Genomic DNA, 237 nt, shown 5'->3' on the forward strand with positions numbered 1-237 from the left:
AGCATGATGCTAATTTCGTGGCATGGGAAAATCCGTAGATCTGAAGAGACCTACGGTTCTTTTTATATAGAGCGTAAATACATTCAATACCTTTTAAAGTATTCTTTGCCGTATTGATACTTTGATACCTTGTCTTTCTTACTTTAATATGACGGTGATCTTGCTCAATGAGGTTATTCAGATATTTCGATGTACAATGGCAGTCAGGTTTAAGTTTAAAAGCTTTAATTACTTTAA

The 237-nt window shown here is 33.3% G+C and carries 1 pseudogene; it reads right to left on the reverse strand.

Features of this window, described 5'->3' with window-relative positions:
- Positions 1-237: pseudogene (locus tag IDG64_RS14925) on the reverse strand (DDE-type integrase/transposase/recombinase); the annotation flags it as partial.

It is taken from the genome of Staphylococcus sp. EG-SA-15, from assembly GCF_017151895.1.
GTDB lineage: Bacteria > Bacillota > Bacilli > Staphylococcales > Staphylococcaceae > Staphylococcus > Staphylococcus aureus.